The organism is Clostridium sp. Cult3 (assembly GCF_021655115.1).
GTDB lineage: Bacteria > Bacillota > Clostridia > Tissierellales > Tepidimicrobiaceae > PPXY01.
Window position 1 is genome coordinate 72,775 of record NZ_PPXY01000019.1, and the last position, 18,742, is coordinate 91,516.

The following is an 18,742-nucleotide window of genomic DNA, read 5'->3' on the forward strand; positions in this document are numbered from 1 at the left end:
ATGTGACATGTTTGAAACAAAGTTTTTAGAAAGAGGGGAATACAGCTGTGGATAAGAAAGACAATTCAAAGATCTGCATAATGATAATTCCTCATGCGGAAAAGGTTAAGAGGATTACCATATCTAGGTGGATTCCTAAGGCCATCATTATATCCATCACTGCAGTCGTCATAGCAATTTTTATATCTTTTAACAATATGTCTTTAACTAACTCAATTTTACAGCAGAAATACGATAATAAGGTATTAGAGATAAGCAGCTTAGAAAAAGAAAATAGGGATAAAACTGACGAATTAAAAAAATTAAAAACTCAAAATATGGAATTGTATGGTATCACCAACGAGGTAGAAAATAAATTAGCTGAAATTGATAAATTACAGAGACAATTAGAGAAAATGGCCGGTATAAAAAGTCCTTCAAGAGGAGGAAGTATTGGTAGGGACATTAGGCCTGAGAAATTAGAACCTAAAATCGAAATGGAGGTGTTAAAAGAAACATTAGAAGATAAGGAAAAAGAACTAGCAATCTTTATCCAGGATCTAGAGGAAAGATTTGAATATCTAGAAAGGGTTCCCGATCTATGGCCAGCTGCAGGAAGGCTTACTTCTGGCTTTGGAAATAGGAGAAACCCCTTTGGAAGGGGCATACGATTCCATCAAGGGATAGATATAGCCAATTCTTCAGGGACAAATATAAAAGCAGCAGCCAAAGGTATCGTAACCTTTGCAGGTAACAAAGCAGGATATGGTAAGGTAATAATTATCGATCATGGCAATGAATACAATAGCTTATATGGTCACAATCGAAAATTATTAGTAGATGTAGGGGACGAAGTGGAAAAGGGACAAGTCATAGCAAAAATGGGGAGTACCGGTAGGAGTACAGGGCCCCATCTTCACTTTGAAGTACATAAAAATGGGAATCCAATAAATCCATTAGATATATTGAAATAATATATTGGGGGTATAATATGGTGTTTAGCAAGAAGAAAGAAGTTACTATAGATATTGACTCCTTAATCGGTGAAAATATAAAAGTAATAGGAAAAATAGAAGGTCAGGGAAATCTTAGGGTTGACGGACTAATTGAGGGAGATATTGATTACCAAGGAGATATAGTTATAGGAGAGACAGGCAAAGTTAAAGGCAATATATCCTGCGTCAATCTATCCCTAGCAGGAGCAGTAGAAGGCAATATTAAATCAAAATCTGGACTAACTATTCTCCCTAACGGAAGATTAGTTGGAGATACAGAAGTTTCAAATCTAATAATCCATGAAAATGCTTATTTTGATGGCAATTGTAAGATGACAGATGAAAATAGTAAGATAAAAAATTCAAGCCCACAGTATAAGGAAAAATCGAAATAAATCTATTTTGAATCCAAGGAGGCCTTATACATGATAAAGACAAATAAGGATAGACTGGTGATTCAATCGGTACAGGGTAAAATCCACAGCCCAACAGTTGCTAACAATCCCTATAGAATTGATAGGGAAGGTTTAGCACATATCCTACCAGCTACTGGGGGCATCTCCTATAATGTGAAAATAGGGGATTCCTGTATGAAATGGGTAGGAGACCATATTGAACCTGGAGTTAGCATTAAAAACGACGATCGTGCAGAAAACAACGCCCTAATGCTTTTAGCCTGCATTGGAAATGAAGCTAAAGTGATTACTGGGGAAGCTAAGGGCGCCAAAGGTTTTGTAACCGGTATGCACGGGGGAATTGACCATACACTTATATATTTTAAAGATGAGGATTTGGAAAATATGGCTATTGGCGATACAATCCTTGTAAAAGCCCATGGGCAAGGTTTAGCTATAGAAGGACATGAAGATATTAAATGTATGAATATAGATCCTTACCTATTGGAAAAGTTAGACATAAAGAAAAGTTCCAATGGAACTTTAAAGGTACCTGTGGTTACGGAAATACCCGCTTATTTAATGGGTTCTGGCGTAGGAAGCTCCACTGCATTTTCAGGGGATTATGATATTATGACTGGAGACGAAGATGCAAATAGAGAATTTGGTATAAACAAGCTTAGATTTGGAGATCTAGTACTGCTAAGGGACTGCGATAATACCAATGGTCGCCAATATCTAAAAGGTTCCGTATCCATAGGAGTAATAGTCCACAGTGACTGTATTAAATCTGGTCATGGCCCCGGGGTTACGGTTATCATGAGCTCTAAAACTTCCAATATAGAAGGAGTTATAGACGAAAAAGCCAATATAGGCCATTATTTAGGAATTCTTTAATATAAATGAAAGCTTATGCTATTTCATAGCATAAGCTTTTATATTGCATCATATTTCAAACAAACTCAATTGCTCCCTGTCCCCTATTCTTTCTATTGCCATTGGATCATTGTCCTTAAAAAATGCATAGTTTATGCTTTTTTCTTTGGTCAATATAGATGTATCCCCTTCCATTGAAGGCCTAAGCTTACAGCTATAGACTACGGGGAAATAATCCCTTATAAACCTTCCTTCTCCATGGGCGGTTAATGCTATGAACTGGAATCCTAGTTGCTCTGCTATAAAAAATACTGGACTTAATACATGGTCGCTAGAAGCTTTACCAAAGGGATTATCCATGATAACAGTCCCATGCCTTTTTTGATTGGGAAGTATATGTTGTTTCTTTTCAGCGACATAGTTTAATACCCCTAGGAAAAGAGCCATATTCTTGCTCCACTTTTCTCCACCAGACCATAGATTGGAACTTTCCCAGGCATAATACATATTGCTTATCTTGCCATCATTAGTAACCTTTCTACACCTTACTTTTATCTCCTTGCCTCCCATTATATTCGTCAATAGCTGCTTAGATTGAAACCATGTTTCTATAGCCTTTTTTACTTTTCCTTGATCTTCTCTTCCCTCTTCATCTAAAAACTCTTCCTTCTCTAGATTGCCAATCATCCAATCTACATATCTCCTTACTTCTTCTTTTCCTTCTTCCTCCTCCCAGGTGGGTACCTGGATTTGAAATATTTCTTTCCAATCATCTTCTAATTTTACCCTGGTATTCTTAGGTATAGACCTTAACTCATCAGCCAATGTGTTTAGATAAGTATAAAGGTATTGAATAAACTGATTAAGCTCCCTATCATGCTCCATCATGTTCTTTTCATGTATCCTTATAGCCCGGTTTATGGTCCTATTCATATTTTTTTGCCAATCCAAAATTTCATCAAAGGTATCCTTGTTCCTAATACCAGATGCTGCCATCTCCCTCAATCTTACGTCCTTTACATTGACATTTAAAAACTGAATAAATTGATTACCATCCCTGATCACCTTTTCCCTTTTGGCCTCTAAATCCCTAGTTAACTTCTCCATTTCTTCAAACATTTTAGATACAATGCCTTCCCTATCATAAGGGAGGTTTTGCTCTATATCTGAGGATAGTATGGCTTCCTCAATGTTTTCTATTAAAAATTCATATTTGCCATTTTTTATGTCCATATTCTTAATATTATCTTGAATTTCCTCCAATTGTTCTTTTAACCTTTCATAGCTTGTTTCTATATATGTCTGTTTTTCATCTAATTGTAATTCTTCTTCAGCTAATTGTTTTTTTACACTAGGCAAAGGCTGTGTAAAGTTGACGATTTCTTCAAATTCTTCATGGAAACTGCTCAACCTTTCTTCGTATATATATTTTCTGTGCTTGTATAGATCCTCTTTTTCATTTAAATATGGTAATATCTTATCGATTTCTTCCTTGAAGCCTCTAATATCTTTCAATAGTCCTTGTATCCATATACTCCCATTATAAGGGTATTCCACATCTTCATCTACGGGATAGTTGGCACTAGCATACTTCCTCCTTAACTGCTCCTCATATTCAGCCTTAATATTCTGTGTCTCCTTCAATTCTCTTACTATTTCTGGCCTACCTTTTTGTCTCTCCAATAATCTATCCTTTATATATTCTCTTTCTTCCAAAATGCTATCCTTATTCAAATTTCTGAATAAAGGCTTAAAATCCTCCACCTCTCTATAGTAAGGATTGGTCAGTATATCATGTATCTGATTGTCTATATCCCTTATTCCTTCCTCCACCTCACGGATTACAGCTTCTTTCCCATCCCTATCCTTTTTTTGCCTCAATATATCCTTTTCTACAAGGATTAATTGTTCATTTTTTTGGTATAATAAATTATTTATCCTCTCCCTATCTTTAGCCTTTTCAAAATAATCTAATGCTTTTTCAATCCTCCTGTCTAAATAATTGGCCTCCTGTTCCAAGTCCTTCATCTTAGTCTGATAATCGTCTATTTCCCTATCTATTAAACCACTTTCTTTCCGTTTTTCATCCAATAGATTCCTCTTATTATGCAGTTTATCCTTTAAGCTTTTTACCTCTTCTACTAATTGAATATATTCATCATAGGGATATTTTAATAAGAATTCCGTAGTTTTAACTAAAATGTCCTGCCAGTACTTTTCTTCTGTCTCTTTTTCCTTTCTGTCCTTCACGGCCTCTTTAACGGACTTTTCCAACCCATTCTTCCATAGTTGGAATTCTTCCTTATCTACATTATCTTGCCATATACGAGGATAAATATATCTTTCTTCTATTTTCCCCTTTCCCAGCAGCATATTAGATGCTTCTTCCTGGGATAGAATCAATATAGGAAGTGTAAGTCTTTCCCTTTGTTCCTCTATCTTTTTATATAGCTTCCCTACCTCCCCTTCTGATGTTATGACAGCTAAGGCCCATAAAGGATATGCCATATATATTTCTTCTATGTTCTTATTTAAATTTGCTGCCCCTTTCTCTATATATCTAGTACCAATCTCCAATAGATTAAATTGGTTTCTCCAGCTATTCACCCACTCTTCAAGAAGTGGTTCCCCAGTGAAGTACTCATTTTCACCATAGTAATCCAACAGCCTATAAGATATTCTTTCCTTCTCCAGTAACTTCTCTTTTTCATTTCTAGTTCGCTCTAACCGCTCCTCCATATACTGACTTATAGACCGTTGTTTTAAATATATGGAATCTAGATAATGCCATTCTAATCTCAATCCCTTTACAGTGGACAATATCTCCCTATGTTTTTCGTCTATGGATTCTAAGTCCCTATCTTTAAGGGTTGTATACTCTATAAGCTTTTGGATTTCATCATGGATATTTGAAATTTCAATGGATAGCTGTGCTTTTCTTTCTCTTAGAACCTTTAGCCTTTTCATATAAGATATATTTAATCCCTCGATCTCCTCTGTTCGCTGCCTCCATTTAGGATATTCACCCTCTATAGTCTCTTTTGTAGGATTAGCTAATACATCCTTTTTTATATTTTTCATTCTATCCTCTATACCCTTTATTTCCCTTATATCCCCTGCTCTTCCTTCTATAAGATTCTGTTTATTATTCTTTAGCTGTTCTATGTTTTGATGGATTTTTTGTAGTAGGTCTTGGTATTTATCCCTTTGATTTTCCCAAATAGTCTTCTGTTTTCCCAAATTGACTATTTCCCTTTCAAAATATCCTCTCAGCGTACTAGAATTTTCTTCTAGTCTATCCTTTAAATCTATAATATCTTCGTCTTCATCCAACTCTTCTAATTGTTTCTTTAATATGCCTATGCGTTCTTCCTTTTGCTTAATATGGGATTTAAGTTCTGCAATCTCTAAATTTTGTAAGGCATTCTCCTTTGTTTTCAATCTGTTGTCCCAATCCATATACTGAGATTTTATAATTTCATATTCATCCCTTGCACCTTCTAATTCCTTGTTTAACAGAGCTAATTCATAGGAGATATTTTTTCTTTTTAACTCATATTTCTTCTCCAACAAAATCTCTTCCAACCCTTTTATATGATCTATTTCATCCTCAGTTTTTTCCTTCTCCTCCACAAAAAATTTATATATGGATTTTGCCTCCTTCTTTTTACTAAGCATCTTTTCCTCTACTTCATATAATTTAGTATAAGTAGATACATATTGGGATATTTTTTCTTCTATACTTTTGCTCTCTTCTATTCTCGTCCTAAGCTCTTTATGTTTTTTAAAATGTTCCCTTTGCCTTTCAAATATTTGAACAAAATCCTCCGTTCCACCTATCAATGTCCCTTCTACTACAGGTATCAACAGTTGATTTACCAGCTGAGAAGTGGTTTTACAACCATCAAAAAACTTCTCCACATCCCCTTCCGCACCGTTTATATGGGCAATACTCCTCCATTCAGAAGGCACTATGTGGAAGTTCTCCTCAATATACTGATGAAAATCTTTTATGGTATCAAAGGTATGGGCATTCATCTTCTGGTTCTGCATGTACTGATAGTACTCTTGCATCTCCTGTCTACTAGCTGGTCTAGTATCTCCTTCCATAGTCTGCTTTACAAAGGGTATATTCTCTATAGAATGATCCTCTCCTGCAGAATAATCATAAGCATATTTTAAGGATTTTAGCCCTTCTGGAGCTAAAAACAATGTTACTGCCGTAAGGCCATATCTCCTGGGCCTATCATTTAATATCCATTCAATTGCTACATGACTAGCCCCTCCTTCAAGAGAAAGGGTATCCTTGATCTTCCTCTCTCCTAAACTAGTATGTGGCAATACAGCTTGAAGTGCCGTCTGAATAAGTACCGTCTTCCCTCCACCATTTGCCAATAGTATTACTCCATTATACCCATCAAATTCAAATATCTCGTCATTAAACCTCTTTCCCCCATTTTCATATATTATATTGGTCAGTCTAATCCTGGATATAGCCGGCAATATCCTCACCATCCCTTCCCTCTAAAGAGTATATAAACTCTAATATCTCCCTATTGTATTCCAGTTCCATAAAGTATCTTTGGATGATAGCTTTTGCTTTTTCTGTTAACTGGATCTCTTCGTTCCCAATATCTTCTACCAACTCCTGTTCTTCTAAAAATCTCTTCACCACATTCATAAAGCTCATCCGACTTATAGTCCTCGCAGTTTGCTGAACATTTTCCTTAATGTCGTCTAATGCATCCCACTTTTCTATTACAGCTATCCAATTGTATTCATATTTTCTCTCCAGTTCCATTAATTCCTCTTCATCATAACCTTTTAAAGATAGAATTTTATCGTTTACGCTATTTAGCCAATCCTCCATCTTGATAAAATCCCTTGTAGCCTCGGTTGTCTGATAGCTATCATAAAATTCTCCAAATAAAATTATTATTGCCACATACATCATATATATATCTGCATTTACCGCTCTAGATGGGAGATGTTTATCTTTTATGGTTTCATTGGATACATGAAAGGGAGAATTTGTAGCTAAAGGTACCATGTATATAAAATCCCCTACTACCAATAAAGTACAATCTACTTCCTTGGCAAACATATCCACTAATCCCCTTATAGAATCATCGGCAAGATACAATCTTATATCATCTTTATAGGCTTTGCCATCAATAGCTAGAGTAGAGTATATCCTAAAAGCCTGTACTACTTGTTCCTGTTCATATAGCATCCCTATCTCCCTCCAGTGTCAATCTCATATCTTTAATCACATATCTATCATTAGGTTTAAGTTTGCCAGGAGCTTCTACTACCTCTATCCATTGGCAATCCCCTTCTAAAAGCTCTATCACCTTATCCAACATGTGGCTCTGATTTTCCTCTATACCTATCCTAATTGGGGAACTATGATGGAGTAGTATCCAAAAATCATAAAAGGTTCTATCCTTCAATATATCCTCATAATCATTTTTTTTCATAAAATCTATAATTTCACCTAAAGTTATAGATTTATCCTTATCCATTGCCTCCATGGTTATCTCCATAATATGTTTAAAGTTTTTCTGCTGTATCTTTATCTCCTCTTGTACCTCCCAGTCCCCTAGGGGTTCAACAAAGGATATATTAGATCCTTCTGTGTCTCTTTTTCCTATTCTCTGTTTTGAAAACACAGCCAAAGGAGACCAAAATTCTCCCTTTTCTAAATATAAAAAGGGTTCTACTAATCTTCTAGAAGCTTCTAGGGGTAAAGGAGCTGATAATAATTTATTGGTTATCTGATCTTTAAAGTTAAAAGAATCAATTCCTATATAATAAAGGGATTCTTGAGCAGCATTTAAAGCTGTAGTCTTCATATCTATACTTTGAGATAATAATTGCCTATGTTCATAGTGAACCTCTCCTAATTCCTTGCCAATTCTAAGGATTAATCCATAAGCCTTTCTCATCTTTTCTTCCCTTTTTTCATGCTCTAGCCTTTCCCTAGTTTCCTTTATAAAGGATTTTAATTCTTCAAATTCTTCGTTTTCACGGCTTAATCTAAAGTGGATATCATCCACTATGGTCTCATACCGTCTATAGGTTTCGTCGGATACAATATTCCTTTGAATTTCATGCTTTATCCTATATATTTTGTCCTGTAAACCCCTTACATCCATCCTCATCTCATCTATCTGACGCAAGGCCCCAACAAATTCACCTTTTTCCAATTGTTTTCTAAGTATCAGTTGGTTTATGGACAATTGGAATTCAGAAAAATACTCCTTAGTTGCAAATATAAGCTCTAGTCCTTGTTCATCTAGTTCATAATATTGGGTATTGGTCTTTGCATCAAAATGGGAGGCCTTTAGTATGGAATACTGTATTATCTCTTCCTCGCCCGTCTCCCAATTATAAAATTTTCGGCTATTTCTCCTACCACTAGGTGGACGAAATGCTTGAATTATCTCCCTAGACAATTTTACATATTCTTCAAAGTTTAACTCATATTCCTCCTGAGTAAGTTTGGATAAGAATTCTGCCAACTCCTGCACTCCAGATTTTTTATTCCTAATCAACATGTTCTCAAAGAAGAATAGAAGGCTTATAAGGCCTAATCCATAGTAGTCTATGGGTTTACCCTTATTATCCTTTCCCGATTTCCTCTCCAATGTATATAGGGGACTAAACAATGCCAATCTTTCCATCCTATCCCTATAGTTTTCAGTAATATTTTTTATGGAAATATCCATGTGCTATTCCTCCAGATACTTACTAATTCTTCCTGTTTTAATCCTTCTTGGGGAATATAGCCTTCTTTATGGATTAGTTCATCTATAATCCCCAGATTCCCTTCTCCAAAGCAACTTTTAAATTCTTCTAGCGCCGCCTTGTTTTTCTGCTGAGTACTTTTTCCAATTGAGTATTTCTTTTTAAGTAAAGCCTGGTAAAAGGGAATAGCTAACTCTACTTGGTACTTTTCATACAGGGAGTACCAAATAGAAAGGCCTTCTGCATCTATGTCCCCGAAATAATAGATCTTATATGGATCCCCTTCCAATCCTAACTGAGTAGGGAGTCTATGGATATTCGATACTATCTTCCAGCCAGCACCATATACTAAAGATGTAAATTCCGTATCCTTTATGGCCCCCATCAATGCGTAGAAAGTGGCTTTGTTTTCTACTGCTAAGTGAACATGGCTACCCCCTCCAATCCTTAAAGGATTTATCGCTAACATCAGGGGATCAGGATTGGTAATTATCTTAAGCTTATCCCAAAGCTTAATTCTTTCCAATAATTTCTTACCATCCTTCTCTTGAATCCATTTTTCATCCCCTACCAGCTGAAAAGACCTTTCTGGTATAGTAACATAATCCGTTGGCAATCCGTTTTTATTTAGATAGGAATGTATTTTTTCTATATATGGTAAATCCCTATACCATTCCCTTTCATCTAATGAAAAATATCCATCTAGTTGGATATTAGGGTCTAATTTAATACTGTAATATTGAATTTCACTATTAAGAGTCTCCCTTAAATTGGATTTTATTATACGATAGGTATTATATAGTGGGATAGATTTTCCATTAGTTCCATGGGTCTTTACTGGTTTTAAGATTCCCTTATCCACCAAAGTTTCCATGACAAGTGCAAAATCCTCATAGGATTCTTTCCCTGTTAGTAGATTCTCCAATTGACTTAAAGGAATGGTCTTTTTTTGGTAGGCTTTTAAGTATCTTATAATTATATTTTCCATGAATATCCACCTTTTCTCTAGAATAACCGCCTTATCTCCATTATTTATCTCTATTATACTTTATCATTTGAACTTTTTCCAATAGGAATAACCCTAATATTCCTATTGGAAAAGGAGACCAGAATCTGGTCTCCCTTATTATACAAACAAATTTCTATCACTTATATTTTTAAATAGGGATAGTAGTTCTTCCTTTGTTAGGGAATGTTTCATATCCCCTTCTATATCTACTACCTTTACCCCTTGATGGAGCATTATCAATCTATTTCCATATCTAAGGGCATGGTCTATATTATGAGTTACCATAAGGGTAGTAAGCCCTCTTTCTTCTACTATCTTCTCCGTAATATCCATGACCACCTGACTGGTTTTAGGATCTAGTGCTGCTGTATGCTCATCTAGTAATAGCACCTCTGGATTTCCCATAACTGCCATTATCAATGCTAGGGATTGTCTTTGGCCCCCTGAAAGCTGGGAAACAGGAGTGTTCATTTTATCTTCTAGATTCAATCCTAAAATCTTCAAGGATTCCTTAAAATGCTCTTCATCCTTTTTATCTATTAAAAAATTAAGTCCAAACTTTTTACCCTTATTCTTTGCCATAGATAGATTTTCAGATACAGTCATAGAAGGATTCGTACCCATAGATGGGTTCTGAAATATTCTAGATATCCTCTTGCATCTCTCATGTTCAGCTTCTTTTGTTATATCTAATCCATTTAATATTATATTTCCCTGGTCTATTTCCATATTGCCGGATATTAAATTTAAAAGAGTAGATTTTCCTGCACCATTGCTCCCTATTATGGATATAAAATCCCCTTCATCTATATATAATGAAAAGTTTTGAAATAACCTTTGCTCGTTTATATTTCCCTTATTAAAGATCTTTGAAATATTGTTTAACTTAAGCATGTTCACTACCTACTTTCTCCAATTGAGAAGGATATTTAACTTTCTCCTTCCTTGAAACCCAGTTTTTAAATATTCCTCTTCCATTACCTATGGTCAAGGCTATTATTACAATAATGGAACTAATAAGCTTTAAGTCGCTGGGATTGAAACCAATCCTTAAGCTTAAAGCTATGCTAGTTCTATATATTATAGTGCCAAATATACACAATATGCTTGAATTTGATAGACCCATTTTCCCAAATAAATTAAATCCAATAATTATAGAAGCAAGTCCCATTATCATAATCCCGGTACCCATATTTATATCGCTAAAGCCCTGGTATTGAGCTAATATACCTCCTGATAATGCTATAAAAGCATTAGATAGGGCAAGGGCAAATATCTTAATGCTACCAGTATTAATGCCTAAGGATATTATCATATTTTCATTATCTCCTATCCCTCTCAATAGATATCCTAGCTTAGTTTTAAAAAACAACGTAAAAAATAAGCCAGAAATAAATGTAAAAATTAATATAGTAAACAGTATGTTTCCATCCGTAAATATGCTACTTTGATTAAATAGGGGAAGATTTGCCTTCCCCATTACCCTTAAATTTATGGAATAAAGGCCTACCATCACCAAAATACTTGAAAGTATATCCTGTATCTTAAGCTTTACATTAAGTACTCCTGTCATAGCTCCAGCTAAAGCTCCAGCCAACATAGAAAATGCTAAGGATGTAAAAGGGTTAAATCCCTTCGTTATAAGTATTGCCGATACGCTAGCTCCTAAAGTAAAGCTACCATCTGCTGACAGGTCAGCAAAGTTAAGGATCTTATAGCTTATATATATGCCCATGACTGCAATAGAAAAGATTAAACTCTGTTGAATTATGCCTACTAAAAAATCCTTCATCTAGTTCTCCCCCTCTACTATTACAGCTTCATCTAATATGTCCTTTGATAGATTAAGCTCTAATCTATTAGCTATATATCGATTTATAGTAAGCTCGGTATCCTTTGGTTTAGAAACAGGGATATTCCCTATTTCCTTCCCATTTATTATATCTACAGCCATAAGACCCGTTTCATAACCTAATTTATAATAATCCAAACCTTCACAAGCCAAGGCACCACTATTTACCATAGGTTCGTCTACACCAATAGCACCTATATTGTTATCTAAAGCTACCTTGGTGATTATTGACATACTAGAAGCTATTAAATTATCTGAAGGGAGAAACAATAGATCTATCTCCTGAATTTTAGCCCTAAGGGCTGGTTCTATTTCCGATGAATTAGTTACGGGTATCTCCACTATTTCAAGATCTTGTTTTTCAGCTGCTTCCTTAGCCAGTTCTATCTGTACTTGAGAATTTACTTCACTAGTGTTATAAGGTATCCCTACCTTCTTTATATCTGGAAATATCCTTTTTCCTAATTCCAATTGTTTGTCTATGGGAACCAAGTCGGTAGTCCCCGATATATTGCCACCTGGTGAATCCATATCCTTTATTAATCCTGCTGATACAGGATCTGTTACAGCTGTAAATAGTATTGGGATCTCCTTAGTAGATTGAAAAGCCGATTGAGCTGCTGGGGTAGATATGGCAAAGATTAAATCCTTTTTCTGAGATACAAAATTCTGGGCTATAGTAGTAGTCAGCGCTATATCCCCTTGGGCAAATTGAGTATCTATCTTGATGTTTTTCCCATCTTCGTAACCCTTCTCCTTTAATGCATCTATAAACCCTTCCCGTGCTAGATCTAGTACGGGATTTTCTACTATTTGACTAATACCAATGGAAAATACATCCTGAGTATTTTGAGATGAACATCCACTTAAAGATAAGCTAATAATCAATAACAAAATAAAGCCTAAGCATTTACTTAGACTGGTAAGGTGTTTTTTGCCTACCATGCTACCATCCTCCTAATATTAATTTTTGATTTTCCTTGAATCTACTAATCTACCTTCCTACCCCTAGCCCTTTGGCTACCTACAAAAAAATATATGATTAGATTATATTATCTTATGAAGTACTTGTCAACAATATTTTGAAATCTTTATTCCATTGCTGGAATAGATCTATGTCCTACGGCTATGGCCAAATCGTTTAGATGAAGTAATCCTATACTTATAAATAGGCATACTACCAAATGTTCTCCTGATCTAGCTATACCTAATTTCCCACCAAAGTTAAGACCTAAGGCTTTAGAATTTACCTGACTTATAGCATCCTTAGCTGCCCCTGCTACTGCCCCTTCATGAACATGGATATCCTTTATAATCCCTGTCTTCTTTGAAGCCACCAAAGCCCTTTCTATAATCTTTGGGATAGAATTTATCAAATCTCCACCGATATCTACCGCACAGGACTTAATACCTTCTTTCTCCAATTCATCTATTATTATCTTTTCCTCCTCTCTAGTGGACACTGCTAGCTTAATAGCTGCCTTTGCAACTTCCGTACTATTCATATTCATATTAGTCCCTCCTCTTATATTTAATTTTATAATATTTCGTGGAAAAATCCAAATGAAAAGAACCCTAATATTTATTAATATAAAAGGGTCCTTTCCACTTTATCCTCTATTGACGAAATCTCTGAATTTATAATTACCTGCTGTAAACAGTGCCAATATCATAAGTAAAAGTACTACTATGTTTGGAAATAGCTTTGCATTTTCTATGCTATCTAATAACCAATACTGAGGCATGAATTTCCCTAAGTTTATTATGGCCCTTGGAACCTTAGAGTAAAAATCCGACTCCAAAGCCATCATGCTTAAAAAGAAACTAGCCACAGCATAAATAGCTGTTCCAAGGCTTACCAATGTAGGATCGTCGGTTATTCTAGTTAAAAATATGGTTAAAGCAATGGAAAACATGGAAGCCAATGCTATATTAATAAATATAATATAAAAATCTATGATAGGATAACCTATTATCAATTTGCTAATAAACAATACTAATAGGTTTGAAACTATGGATAGAATTAATATAGCTAAAAATAGGCTTCCCATTATCTCATAACCTTTGTTAGCAGTAGTCATAGCCCTAGATAATACATTTTGTTTTCTTAATTTTAACATCTCATCCCCTATGCTAGTAGAAGATAGGATGATGAAATATATTATCATAAGCATTGCCATATAAAGATCACCATTAATCTTACTATCTACATGTTTGTCTTTCTCCTGAACTAAGGTATTTGATTTAAATTTGTATAATTCTTCCCTGCTTTTGATTATATGGTTTTTCAATAGTATTTCTTCTTTAATTTTAGTATTGATTTTATTATTAAGATTGGCTTCCAATGGGGTAGTAGTATTTCCTTCTTCCCTTTTATAGGATTTAATAATTGGTTTTTCCCCATTCTTTATTTTTTCAGTAAAATCCTCTGGAATTGTATATAGTGCTACTATTTGATTTTTCTCCAATAATTCTAGTGCCCCTTCATCTTCATAAAAAATATTTTCTTTAAAGCCTAAATCTTCTAATATCTCTTCTCCATATGTTCCATGGTCTTCTATATTAAAAGCTACTTCTATATTTGATCCATATCCTCCAATATTACTAATAAAATGTAAGCCCAATATTATCACTAGAGGTGCTATTAGCATTATTGCTATGCTAGTCATGTTTTTACTTAATCTTTTAAAGTTTATATAGCTAAGCCTTAGAATTTTCATAGTTCCCACCCCACTTCAACCTTAGTAGACTTACTATATGCAATCCTATAGAAACCAATATCATCAAAATTAAATTGAACTTTATTGTATTTAAATCATTGAAAATTAAATAATTTCTATAAGTGTTTACAATTAAAATATCTGGAGAATATTTTGTAGCCAGAGCTTTTAAAAATTGAATATCCATATTTTCTATGGAAATATAGGTAACCCTTAGAATTAATTGGAACATCATCAAAACATTTAATAACATCATTGCATGTTTCTTTTTTAAAAACACCATTACAAAACCAGATAATGCTGTAATCATAACGGCTTGAACTAATACTATTAATATCAAGATAGGTAAAGAACCTTGAAAAGATAATCCAAGAATTCTGTAGGTGAATATATACAATAAATTCATAAATAACACAAGTAAGTAAGCGGATACCTGGTTATAATTAAAATACTGAATCTTCGTAATAGGTGTAGACATAATTCTATAATAGAGCATATCATCTCTTTCTGCATCCCCGCTAGTTACCAAAGACATTATTACCAAAATTAACATATAGGATAAAAAGGTAATGGAAAAATATTCATAGGATGTTAGGCTTTTTTTGGTATTAATGAAAAAATTTTTTATTCCAGTGGTATTATAACTATTTGCCATTTCTTCACCTATAGTTTTTACCAGCTTATCTTTTTCCTCCTGAGGAATATCCATCCCATCTATTTTATTTCCTATATATAATCCTTGACTTATTTCCTCATTGTATCTATCTATAATATCTCCTAATATTGTCCCCCTCTTAATAGAACCTTTTTTTTCTACATTGATTCTAATATTGGATTCCCTATTATTTAATAGACTCTCCTCGTACCCTTTAGGTATCAATAATTCATATTTTGCCTCTTCTTCATCAATTTCTATAATCTTCTTCATCTCTTTGCTATTCAAAAAACCTACTAAATTTTTAGATTGAATTGTATTGTCTTCATCTACTATCTTCACATTCATAATAGGTATATCTACTGCAGGTGTAAACTGCTCCGTCTGAAAATACCCTAAAAGTAAACCTAAGAATACAGGAAATACTGAAAAGGCCAGCAAAAGACGAGATAGATTCTTAATAGTAGATACAACGGTTAATTTAACAAAAGCTTTCAGCTTCATCCTATCCCCTCCTAATCCCTTAATGATTTCCCCGTTAATGATAAGAATACTTCCTCTAGAGAAGGTTCTTCAAAGTTTAAGCTTTTGATTTCTCCTTCATTTTTTTCTATGATTTTCAATAGAGATTCTAACTTAAAAATGTCCTCATCTATCAGCAATTTAATTATTCCTTCTTCCTCCACACATTCTTTAATTCCATTCATGCCCTTAATATCCAGTATCATTTCTCCTTTATAATTATCAATCCTTAAATTAACCCTATTGCTACTGCTAATTAAGGATTTGATTTGGAGTTTGCTACCATAAGCTATTTCCTGTCCTAAATCCATTATGAATATATTGTTACAAAGCATTTCTACTTCCTCCATATAGTGGGAAGTATAGATTATTGTAGTCTTATTTTCTCTATTGATGGTCTTTGTGAACTCAAATATATGGTTTCTAGATTGAGGATCTATTCCTACTGTTGGTTCATCCATTATCAAAATTCTGGGATGATGCATAATTGCTGCCGCTATATTTAACCTTCTCTTCATCCCTCCAGAAAATTTCTTCACCTTTTCCTTTTTCTTATCCTGTAATCCAATTATTTCTAATGCTTCATCTATCCTCTCCTTCAGAAGCTTCCCCTTCAGTCCATATAAGCTTCCAAAGAACTCCAAGTTATCATAAGCAGAAACATTATCCATTAAAGCCACTTCTTGAGGAACTAATCCTATTTGCTCTTTTACCTTGAGAGGCTTAAGTTTTATATCATATCCTCCTATGATCACTTCTCCTCCATGACTATCCCAAAGACCTGTCATAATATTTATCAAAGTGGATTTACCTGCTCCATTAGGTCCTATTAGTCCAAATATATCCCCTTCATCTACTGTAAAAGATACATTATCCAGAACAATATTGTCATCAAACCGTTTAGTAATATTTTTGACTTCTATCAAAGACATAAAATTACCCCCTTAAACTTTCTAATTATATAATAGAAAATCTAAGAGGGTTTTGCCATTACCTTAAGTAACTATATACAGTGACTTAAGTCACTTCATTCCACTAGTCCATTTTTAAAGGCAAAGATAACTATTTGGGTTCTATCCCTTAAATTCAATTTTGACAGGATGGTGGTTATATTGTTTTTTACTGTTCCTTCTGATAGATATAATTTTTCGCCTATTTCCTTATTGGTATGCCCCTTGGCCATTTCCCTAATTATTGTAAGTTCCCTATCTGTAAGGCCGTAGCTTTTAGCTTCTTTAATGGCTTTCTGTTCTTCTGGTATATTTGACAATATTTTGTTAGCAATCTCAGGATGAACCACAATATTCCCTTTAATAGCTGCCTTTATCCCTTCGCATATTAGATCATAGGAACTGTCCTTGAGTAGATAACCTGAAGCCCCATATTTTAATGCCTCCTGTATATATTCCATATCGCTAAAAGTGGTGAGTATCAATATCTTTATATCTTCAAACTCTTCTTTGATGATCTTTGTACCTAATACACCATCACATTTAGGCATTCTAATATCCATCAGTATTATATCTACTGGATTTTCCCTACAAAAATCTAGGGCAGCACAGCCATCTTCCCTTAAACCTACAACTTGAATATCCTCATAGGTAGATAAGATTATTTTTAGACCTTCCCTTATTAATTTTTCATCATCTACTATTAATACCTTGATCTTTTCCATAACATTCTCCTAAAAAGCTAAGTGTTCCATAGGTTTTAAAACAACCCTTAATACAAAGCCCTTTCCTCTTTTAGTATTATACTCTATCTGCCCATCCAATTCCCTTACCCTTTCCCAAATATTTGTAAGACCCATACCTTTTTCTAATTTATCTACACCTTGTCCATTGTCTTGAAGGGTTAATATGAGCTCATCCTCATTATAGTTCATGTATATATTGACCTTGCTAGCCTTTCCGTGGCGAAGGGAGTTGGATAGGAACTCCTGTACTATTCTATAGATAACAAGAGCCTGTTCTTCACTCAAAGGCCACTTCTCCTTTGTAAATCTAAAAATCACATCTACTCCAGTAAGCTTAGTAAACTCCCTTATCATCTCTTCAATAGCTAATATATTTTCATATTCCTCAAATCGTCTTGGTTTTAACTGCCTTAAAGCAACTCTTATTTCCTCTAGCCCATTTTTAGCAAATTGATTGAGATTTCTTGCCATCTCAGCTGCGGCATTTCCATCTAATACTGCTATTTTTTCTATAGCCCCTAATTGGATTATTATGGTAGATAGGCTATGTCCAACGCTATCATGAATTTCTCTAGATATTCTATTTCTCTCCCGCAAGGTTGCCAATTCCTTTATAGAATCTGCATATATTTCCAAATCCCTATTAGCTTTTAGTAAGTTTTCCTCAGAAATTCTAAGTTTATCGTAAAAACCTTTTGCTTTTATTAACCTACTGTATTCCTCTTTAATATAGTAGGTTAATAATGCTAATATTAATAAAATCCCTATGTTGGATATCACTATATGGATGCTTAAAGCCTTAGTCATTAAAATCATCGTCAGCATAGCTCCTCCGCTAGTTATAATCGATAATTTAGGTCTTAATAATAAAATACCATCCATCATTCCAACTATTAAATAAAATAGACTCCAACCTCCATAACTCACATGACAAATATAAGAGATAATCAACTCCAGTATTATGGATAGAAAAACTATCTTTTCCCTATGCCTAAATGCAAAAAATCTAATCTGGTTATTTATTATCAGTAGCAACAACAAAATTACCCCAAAAGCATCTATGTAGTTTTTCTCAATGGATATTATGCTAAATATCAAAATAGATAAGGTAAAATACCTTGTAATTAACAACTTTTTATTTTCCATAATTTCACCTAAATATTATATTTAACCTAATGTTATAATAATATCTACTTTAATACAATACCAAATCTATTATTACATGATTAACATACTCATCCTAGGATATAATCCTTGGTAGTAAATATATATATTGATTAATGTTTTTTATTG

At 34.1% G+C, this 18,742-nt stretch carries 16 protein-coding genes; 3 read left to right on the plus strand and 13 right to left on the minus strand.

The window, feature by feature from the left end; genetic code table 11:
- The first annotated feature begins 47 nt into the window (after positions 1-47).
- From C3E88_RS12420 to C3E88_RS04485, 3 genes are read left to right on the plus strand one after another with little or no spacing between them, the layout of a single operon-like run.
- On the plus strand, positions 48-953 hold the full coding sequence (locus C3E88_RS12420; RefSeq protein WP_236908963.1) for a M23 family metallopeptidase: 906 nt from the start codon (positions 48-50) through the stop codon (positions 951-953).
- 17 nt (positions 954-970) lie between these two features.
- Complete coding sequence (locus C3E88_RS04480) at positions 971-1,369, plus strand: bactofilin family protein (protein ID WP_236908964.1); 399 nt, start codon at positions 971-973, stop codon at positions 1,367-1,369.
- A gap of 30 nt (positions 1,370-1,399) precedes the next feature.
- Positions 1,400-2,266 carry a DUF4438 domain-containing protein gene (locus C3E88_RS04485; protein WP_236908965.1) on the plus strand — a complete coding sequence of 289 codons (867 nt, stop codon included), beginning with the start codon at positions 1,400-1,402 and terminating at the stop codon, positions 2,264-2,266.
- A gap of 48 nt (positions 2,267-2,314) precedes the next feature.
- On the opposite strand, the gene C3E88_RS04490 is transcribed toward C3E88_RS04485, so the two are convergent.
- The 13 genes from C3E88_RS04490 to C3E88_RS04550 all read right to left on the minus strand — a co-directional run bounded on the left by C3E88_RS04490 (position 2,315) and on the right by C3E88_RS04550 (position 18,595).
- Positions 2,315-6,760, minus strand: a complete 4,446-nt coding sequence (locus C3E88_RS04490) for a hypothetical protein (protein ID WP_236908966.1) — start codon at positions 6,758-6,760, stop codon at positions 2,315-2,317.
- On the minus strand, positions 6,726-7,478 hold the full coding sequence (locus C3E88_RS04495) for a DUF6063 family protein (protein WP_236908967.1): 753 nt from the start codon (positions 7,476-7,478) through the stop codon (positions 6,726-6,728). Before C3E88_RS04495 ends, C3E88_RS04490 begins: the two co-directional genes overlap by 35 nt.
- Positions 7,468-8,976 (minus strand): replicative DNA helicase, encoded by a 1,509-nt coding sequence (locus tag C3E88_RS04500; protein ID WP_236908968.1) that lies wholly within the window; start codon positions 8,974-8,976, stop codon positions 7,468-7,470. Before C3E88_RS04500 ends, C3E88_RS04495 begins: the two co-directional genes overlap by 11 nt.
- Complete coding sequence (locus C3E88_RS04505; RefSeq protein WP_236908969.1) at positions 8,961-9,983, minus strand: Wadjet anti-phage system protein JetD domain-containing protein; 1,023 nt, start codon at positions 9,981-9,983, stop codon at positions 8,961-8,963. The genes C3E88_RS04500 and C3E88_RS04505 overlap by 16 nt, the downstream gene beginning before the upstream one ends.
- 138 nt (positions 9,984-10,121) lie before the next feature.
- Positions 10,122-10,898, minus strand: coding sequence for an ABC transporter ATP-binding protein (locus tag C3E88_RS04510; RefSeq protein WP_236909063.1), 777 nt, complete (start codon positions 10,896-10,898; stop codon positions 10,122-10,124).
- On the minus strand, positions 10,891-11,796 hold the full coding sequence (locus tag C3E88_RS04515) for an ABC transporter permease (RefSeq protein WP_236908970.1): 906 nt from the start codon (positions 11,794-11,796) through the stop codon (positions 10,891-10,893). Before C3E88_RS04515 ends, C3E88_RS04510 begins: the two co-directional genes overlap by 8 nt.
- Positions 11,797-12,801: an ABC transporter substrate-binding protein gene (locus tag C3E88_RS04520; RefSeq protein ID WP_236908971.1), complete on the minus strand. Its 1,005-nt coding sequence runs from the start codon at positions 12,799-12,801 to the stop codon at positions 11,797-11,799.
- A gap of 146 nt (positions 12,802-12,947) precedes the next feature.
- Complete coding sequence (locus C3E88_RS04525; RefSeq protein WP_236908972.1) at positions 12,948-13,367, minus strand: HutP family protein; 420 nt, start codon at positions 13,365-13,367, stop codon at positions 12,948-12,950.
- 99 nt (positions 13,368-13,466) lie between these two features.
- Positions 13,467-14,576 (minus strand): ABC transporter permease, encoded by a 1,110-nt coding sequence (locus tag C3E88_RS04530; RefSeq protein ID WP_236908973.1) that lies wholly within the window; start codon positions 14,574-14,576, stop codon positions 13,467-13,469.
- Positions 14,557-15,735 carry an ABC transporter permease gene (locus tag C3E88_RS04535; RefSeq protein ID WP_236908974.1) on the minus strand — a complete coding sequence of 393 codons (1,179 nt, stop codon included), beginning with the start codon at positions 15,733-15,735 and terminating at the stop codon, positions 14,557-14,559. The genes C3E88_RS04530 and C3E88_RS04535 overlap by 20 nt, the downstream gene beginning before the upstream one ends.
- A gap of 11 nt (positions 15,736-15,746) precedes the next feature.
- Positions 15,747-16,685: an ABC transporter ATP-binding protein gene (locus C3E88_RS04540; protein WP_236908975.1), complete on the minus strand. Its 939-nt coding sequence runs from the start codon at positions 16,683-16,685 to the stop codon at positions 15,747-15,749.
- A gap of 95 nt (positions 16,686-16,780) precedes the next feature.
- A complete protein-coding gene (locus C3E88_RS04545; RefSeq protein WP_236908976.1) occupies positions 16,781-17,428 on the minus strand; it encodes a response regulator transcription factor in 648 nt (215 codons plus the stop codon).
- A gap of 9 nt (positions 17,429-17,437) precedes the next feature.
- Positions 17,438-18,595, minus strand: a complete 1,158-nt coding sequence (locus C3E88_RS04550; protein WP_236908977.1) for a sensor histidine kinase — start codon at positions 18,593-18,595, stop codon at positions 17,438-17,440.
- Positions 18,596-18,742 lie beyond the last annotated feature (147 nt).

What these genes read in the sequence shown, in the direction of transcription:
- C3E88_RS04515 (WP_236908970.1), bottom strand. Translation starts at nt 11,796, where the DNA reads ATGAAGGATTTTTTAGTAGGCATAATTCAACAGAGTTTAATCTTTTCT.
- C3E88_RS04505 (WP_236908969.1), bottom strand. Translation starts at nt 9,983, where the DNA reads ATGGAAAATATAATTATAAGATACTTAAAAGCCTACCAAAAAAAGACC.
- C3E88_RS04485 (WP_236908965.1), top strand. Translation starts at nt 1,400, where the DNA reads ATGATAAAGACAAATAAGGATAGACTGGTGATTCAATCGGTACAGGGT.
- C3E88_RS04535 (WP_236908974.1), bottom strand. Translation starts at nt 15,735, where the DNA reads ATGAAGCTGAAAGCTTTTGTTAAATTAACCGTTGTATCTACTATTAAG.
- C3E88_RS04545 (WP_236908976.1), bottom strand. Translation starts at nt 17,428, where the DNA reads ATGGAAAAGATCAAGGTATTAATAGTAGATGATGAAAAATTAATAAGG.
- C3E88_RS04510 (WP_236909063.1), bottom strand. Translation starts at nt 10,898, where the DNA reads ATGCTTAAGTTAAACAATATTTCAAAGATCTTTAATAAGGGAAATATA.
- C3E88_RS04480 (WP_236908964.1), top strand. Translation starts at nt 971, where the DNA reads ATGGTGTTTAGCAAGAAGAAAGAAGTTACTATAGATATTGACTCCTTA.
- C3E88_RS04490 (WP_236908966.1), bottom strand. Translation starts at nt 6,760, where the DNA reads ATGGTGAGGATATTGCCGGCTATATCCAGGATTAGACTGACCAATATA.
- C3E88_RS04495 (WP_236908967.1), bottom strand. Translation starts at nt 7,478, where the DNA reads ATGCTATATGAACAGGAACAAGTAGTACAGGCTTTTAGGATATACTCT.
- C3E88_RS04525 (WP_236908972.1), bottom strand. Translation starts at nt 13,367, where the DNA reads ATGAATATGAATAGTACGGAAGTTGCAAAGGCAGCTATTAAGCTAGCA.
- C3E88_RS04530 (WP_236908973.1), bottom strand. Translation starts at nt 14,576, where the DNA reads ATGAAAATTCTAAGGCTTAGCTATATAAACTTTAAAAGATTAAGTAAA.
- C3E88_RS04550 (WP_236908977.1), bottom strand. Translation starts at nt 18,595, where the DNA reads ATGGAAAATAAAAAGTTGTTAATTACAAGGTATTTTACCTTATCTATT.
- C3E88_RS04500 (WP_236908968.1), bottom strand. Translation starts at nt 8,976, where the DNA reads ATGGATATTTCCATAAAAAATATTACTGAAAACTATAGGGATAGGATG.
- C3E88_RS04520 (WP_236908971.1), bottom strand. Translation starts at nt 12,801, where the DNA reads ATGGTAGGCAAAAAACACCTTACCAGTCTAAGTAAATGCTTAGGCTTT.
- C3E88_RS04540 (WP_236908975.1), bottom strand. Translation starts at nt 16,685, where the DNA reads ATGTCTTTGATAGAAGTCAAAAATATTACTAAACGGTTTGATGACAAT.